The 5,496-nt window shown below is 64.9% G+C and carries 5 protein-coding genes; all 5 read left to right on the top strand.

Annotated elements, in window-relative coordinates:
* Window positions 1-56: 56 nt before the first annotated feature.
* On the top strand, window positions 57-1,835 hold the full coding sequence (gene aspS / locus LJE61_RS08680) for an aspartate--tRNA ligase (protein WP_296918107.1): 1,779 nt from the start codon (window positions 57-59) through the stop codon (window positions 1,833-1,835).
* Between the two features lie 52 nt (window positions 1,836-1,887).
* Window positions 1,888-2,412, top strand: a complete 525-nt coding sequence (gene nudB / locus LJE61_RS08675; protein ID WP_519972672.1) for a dihydroneopterin triphosphate diphosphatase — start codon at window positions 1,888-1,890, stop codon at window positions 2,410-2,412.
* A 400-nt stretch (window positions 2,413-2,812) separates the two neighbouring features.
* Window positions 2,813-3,949 (top strand): cytochrome-c peroxidase, encoded by a 1,137-nt coding sequence (locus tag LJE61_RS08670; RefSeq protein ID WP_296918104.1) that lies wholly within the window; start codon window positions 2,813-2,815, stop codon window positions 3,947-3,949.
* A 17-nt stretch (window positions 3,950-3,966) separates the two neighbouring features.
* Window positions 3,967-5,031 carry a metallophosphoesterase family protein gene (locus tag LJE61_RS08665; protein ID WP_296914183.1) on the top strand — a complete coding sequence of 355 codons (1,065 nt, stop codon included), beginning with the start codon at window positions 3,967-3,969 and terminating at the stop codon, window positions 5,029-5,031.
* 20 nt (window positions 5,032-5,051) lie between these two features.
* Complete coding sequence (locus tag LJE61_RS08660; protein ID WP_296914181.1) at window positions 5,052-5,477, top strand: hypothetical protein; 426 nt, start codon at window positions 5,052-5,054, stop codon at window positions 5,475-5,477.
* The last annotated feature ends 19 nt before the right edge of the window (window positions 5,478-5,496 follow it).

Raw genomic sequence — 5,496 nt, 5'->3', positions numbered from 1 at the left:
CTCGCGGTCAGGACCGAAACCGACTGAATGACTCGACGCAACGGGGCGAGACGACGATGCGCACGCATTACTGTGGTGAACTGAGCAGCCGCCACGAGGGCCAGGAGGTCCGGCTCTGCGGCTGGGTGCATCGGCGCCGGGATCACGGGGGCGTGATCTTCATCGACCTGCGCGACCGTGAGGGTCTGGTGCAGGTCGTGCTCGATCCGGATCGCGCCACCGTCTTCGAGCGGGCCGAGCAGGTGCGCAGCGAATATGTGCTCGAGGTCCTGGGCCGGGTGCGTCCGCGACCTGCCGGGACCATCAACCCCGATCTGCCCACTGGCGAGATCGAGGTCCTGGGTCTGGCTCTCGAGGTCCTCAACGCCTCCGAGACGCCGCCCATCCAACTCGACGAGCACGGCGCCGACGTCTCCGAGGAGCTGCGCCTGCGCTACCGTTATCTCGATCTGCGCCGGCCGGAGATGCAGGCTCGCCTGCGGATCCGCAGTCGCGTGACTCAGGTCCTGCGCGACTTCTTGAACGGACAGGGTTTTCTGGACATCGAGACGCCCATCCTCACCAAATCCACACCTGAGGGCGCGCGGGACTATCTGGTCCCGAGCCGTACCCATCCGGGCGAGTTCTTCGCGCTGCCCCAGTCCCCTCAGCTCTTCAAGCAGCTGCTCATGATGTCGGGCCTGGATCGTTACTACCAGATCGCCCGGTGCTTTCGCGACGAGGATCTCCGGGCGGATCGCCAGCCGGAGTTCACCCAGCTCGACGTCGAGGTCTCGTTCATGAGCGAGGACGAGCTGATGGGTCTGATGGAGACCATGATGGGCGCGTTGTTCCGGGGCGTCTTGGGCGTCGAGCTTCCCGATCCCTTCCCGCGCCTCACCTATGCGGAGGCGATGCGCCGTTTCGGCTCGGATCGCCCGGATCTGCGCGTCCCGTTGGAGCTGGTGGACGTCGGCGACCTGATGACCGCGGTCGACTTCAAGGTGTTCGCCGAGCCGGCCCGGGATCCGGACGGGCGCGTGGTCGCACTGCGCCTGCCGCACGGGTGTGAGCTGTCTCGCAAGGAGATCGACACCTACACCCAGCTCGTCGGCATCTACGGTGCCAAGGGTCTGGCGTATATCAAGGTCAATGCCTGGGCCGATCAGGGCCGTGACGGGCTGCAGTCCCCCATCCTCAAGTTCCTGCCTGACGCGGCCGTGGCGGCGATCATATCCCGAACCGGGGCCGCCGACGGGGACCTGGTCTTCTTCGGTGCGGACAAGACACAGGTCGTCAACGAGTCGATGGGTGCGCTGCGGGTTCGGCTAGGCCAGGATCGGGGGCTCCTTGCCGACGGCTGGCACCCGCTGTGGGTCGTCGACTTCCCGATGTTCGAGCGTGAACCCGGCTCTCAACGTTGGGTGGCGCTTCATCATCCCTTCACCTCGCCGAAGGAGGAGCACCTGGATCGGCTCGAGAGTGACCCGGGCGCCTGTCTTTCGCGCGCCTACGACATGGTCCTGAACGGGACCGAGATCGGTGGCGGCTCGATCCGTATACATCGTGACGCGGTCCAGCGCCGGGTCTTCCGCCTTCTCAACATCAGTGACGAGCAGGCCGAGGATCGATTCGGCTTCCTGCTCAAGGCATTGAGGTTCGGTGCTCCTCCGCATGGCGGGATCGCCTTCGGTCTGGATCGCCTCGTGATGCTGATGACCGGGGCGGGCTCGATCCGCGACGTCATGGCGTTCCCCAAGACGCAGACCGCGGCCTGCCTGCTGACGGACGCTCCCTCGGCGGTGGACGAGAATCAGCTCAAGGAGCTGGCGCTGCGAATCAGACTGCGGCCCTGAGGGATCGATGTCGGTCTTACCCGCGACGAGGGCTGGGGGAGCTGGGCGCATCGTGGAAAGACAGCTACCGGAAGGCCGGGGAGGGGATGCCGCCGCCCAGGCGGATGACCATCCCCTTGCGTCGACGCCGGAGTCCGATCTGCCTCGCAAGCGTGCCCAGTCGGTCCTGGTGGTCATCTTCACCCGGGGTGGAGACTGTCTGCTCCTGAGACGGACCCGCCCGCGCGGGTTTTGGCAGTCGGTCACCGGGAGTCTGTCGCCGGGCGAGACCGCTCGCCATGCCGCCGCGCGCGAGGTCTACGAGGAGACCGGGTTGCTGGCGGGCGGCGCGCTGGTCGACCTGCGCCATTCCACGCTCTTTCCGATCATCCGTGCCTGGCGTGAGCGCTACGCCCCCAACGTCTGCTTCAATCGCGAGTATTGGTTTGCCTTGGTCCTGGACACGCGACGTCTGGTTCGGCTGAACCCGCGTGAGCATGCCGAGTACCGCTGGTTGCCCGCCAGCTCGGCCTGGTCGCTCGCCTCGTCTTGGACCAATCGCGATGCGATCCGGATGCTGGCCGGGGTCTTACGTTAGGGCGGAACAGGTCGCGTCTGTGATCGGCGACACTCCGGAAGACGGCGGGCAGCGGCCGCTGTCCGCATCACTGCCTCCATAGCCGATGCCGCCCCGCTTGCGGGCAAGCCCGGACAGCCCGGCGCGCCGGCTCAGCTACCAACGGATCCCGCCCGCCCGCGGACCACCCGCCCAGGATGATGCATCCGACCCTGCATGAGGCGGCTGGGCAATCCGACTTTCCGTATCAACAGGTCAGGAACAGGACCGCGACGCTGCCGGCCGGTGCCTCACCGGTGTTCTCGCGTCCGGTTCCCGGGCATGGTCGAGTTTTCGTCCTAAACTCTTTACCAAGGCTCCGGTCCACGCGCTGTCTGCGCATCCAGCGGGGCCAAGACAACAAACCGTGAGGAGGTAAGCGATGGGCGTACGATGGTCTCCCCCGGCCGGAGTGATGTTTGTGGGACTGGTCGCCTCGTCACTCGCCCCGCTTGCCGCGCCGCTTGGGCTGCCGCCGGTCCCGATCCCCGCCGACAACCCGCAGACCCCGGCCAAGATCGCGCTGGGCGAGGCACTCTTCAATGACCCGCGCTTCAGCGCCGACGGCCAGGTCAGTTGCGCGACCTGCCACGACCCAGCCAAGGCCTTCACCGATAACCTGCCGGTCTCCAAAGGATTCCGTGACATGACCGGCACCCGCAACGCCCCCACGGTCATCAACTCCGCCTACCTGAGGACCCTGTTCTGGGACGGACGCGAGCCTGACCTGGAGGGGCAATCGAAGCAGCCGCCGGTCAACCCTGTCGAGGGCGGTCTGGCCGATCATCAGACGATCCTGCGGATCATGCGCAGTGACCCTGCCTACGTGAAGGCCATTCGCGAGGTCTTCCAGGTCGAGCCCGCGGCCGTCACCCTGAAGCATTTCGCGCAGGCCGTCGCCAGTTTCCAGCGGACCCTGGTCGCGGGTGATTCACCATTCGACCGATATTTCTACGGCGGCGACAAAACGGCCATGAGCCAATCGGCGATCCGCGGTTTGGCGGTCTTCACCGGGCAGGGGCGCTGCGTCTCCTGTCATGTCATCGAGCAGACGCAGGCGCTGTTCACCGACAACCGGTTCCACAACATCGGGGTCGGTTTCAAGCACATCCGTGGAAAAGAGGAGGAGATTGCGGCGCGATTCCTTGCAGCCAAGAAGAGCGGCGCCGATGTCGATGTGACCGTGCTGACCGATCCGGATGCCTCCGAGCTCGGACGCTTCGCAGTCACGGAAAACCTGACCCAGGTCGGCTCGTTCAAGACGCCCACCCTGCGAAACATCGACCTGACCGCACCCTACATGCATGACGGGAGCCTCCAGACGTTGGAGGACGTGGTCGAGTTCTACGACCACGGCGGGCGGTTAGACCTCGACGACCCGCTCTCGGGTTTCCTCAGCGGCGGCATCCGTCCGCTGGGTCTCTCGGATGAGCAGGAAGCGGATCTGATCGCGTTCCTGAAGTCCCTCACGAGCCCCAATGTCGCGGGTACGCCGTCGTCCGCCCTGGCCAGTCAATGAGGAGCACCGTCATGCGCATGAACAGACGTCAATTTCTCAAGGCCGGCGGCGCGCTGCTGGCGGCCGGTGCACTGCCGGTCAGTGTCGTCGAGGCCTCGTTCGGTCGAGCCCGGCCGGAGAACTTCACGTTCGCCTACATCTCCGACTCCCATATCACGCACCTCAAGGGCAGCGAGTTCGTACGCAACTGGGATCGCGGCCTGATCCGTGCGATCAGCGAATGCAACCTGCTCACGCCGCGGCCGGACTTCATCCTCTACGGCGGCGATCTCGCGCAACTGGGCATGCCTGAGGAAATCGACCATGCCCTCGACCTGATGGGCGGTCTGCGCGGCAAGGTCCATTATGTGATGGGCGAGCACGACTACTATCTGGACCTGGGCGACCACTGGCGGAAGCGACTGGGACCGGACCATTACAGCTTCGATCATAAAGGCGTGCACTTCGTGGTGCTCAACAGCATCCTGACCTACGACCCATGGACCCATGGGCCCTGGGACACGCCGATGGCGCGGATGAAGGCGATGGCGCGGCTCGACAACCCGAAAGGCTCACCCTTCATGGTCGGAGCGGCACAACGCCAATGGCTGCGCCAGGATCTGGACAGGGTGAACCGCCGCACGCCGGTCGTGGTAGTTTCACACTCGCCGCTGCAGCGGATCTTCAAGGGCTGGAACTTCTGGACCGAGGATGCCGAGGAGATCCAGGCGCTGCTCAAGCGCTTTAAGAAGGCGACCGTCCTGTATGGACACGTGCATCAGATCCAGTACAACCAGATCGGCAACATCAGCTTCCACGCCGTGATGGCGACCGCCTGGCCGTGGCCCTATCCTTCCAGCTATGCCCAGGCCGAATCGCACCTGCCGAAGCTCACGATCGAGATGAACCGGGCCGATCCGTTCTTCGAGCGCGACGCGACCGGCTGGCAGCTCATCAATCTGCACACGGGAAAGGTGGACATGCACTATCTGCTTCCGGAGAACCGCAACCGGAGCGTCGTCTTCGATCACCGGCTCAAACGACCCATCGACCAGCGCTACCGTTCGGGGGCCGACCGCATCCCGCCGCAGATCCACTTCTGAGCCCAGAGGAAGAGCGTCCGATGAAAACCAGACTGAGCGCAATCGCGCCCGCCGGCTTGACACTCACCCTCGTCGTCCTGATCCTGGGCGGGGCGGACGAACTGCGTTGCGATGAGTTTACCCGCGAGGATCTGGTGCGTTGGCAACAGGAGTACATCAGCGTCGTGAACAGGGGCGATGTTCTGTTCCACGGCGGGTTGGGCAACCACAACACCGTCTCCTGCGACCAGTGTCATCCGAACGCGGCCAACACCCACCCCGAGACCTATCCGAAGTTTCAGCAGCAGCTCGGGAAGGTCGTCGCGCTCGGGGAAATGATCAACTGGTGCATCATGAACCCGCTCGAATCAGGTCCATTGGCGTTGGACGACCCAGACCTCATCGCGCTTCAGGCTTACATCCTGCATGAGCGTCGTGGGGTGGGGCTGGCGGCGGGTCGGCACTGAGAACGCAAGCTCCCGCGCA

The sequence above is a fragment of the Thiocapsa sp. genome (assembly GCF_022340925.1).
In the GTDB taxonomy this organism is placed as follows: Bacteria; Pseudomonadota; Gammaproteobacteria; order Chromatiales; family Chromatiaceae; genus Thiocapsa.
The sequence above is the reverse complement of the archived record's forward strand: the minus strand, read 5'-3'. Positions and strand labels throughout refer to the sequence as shown.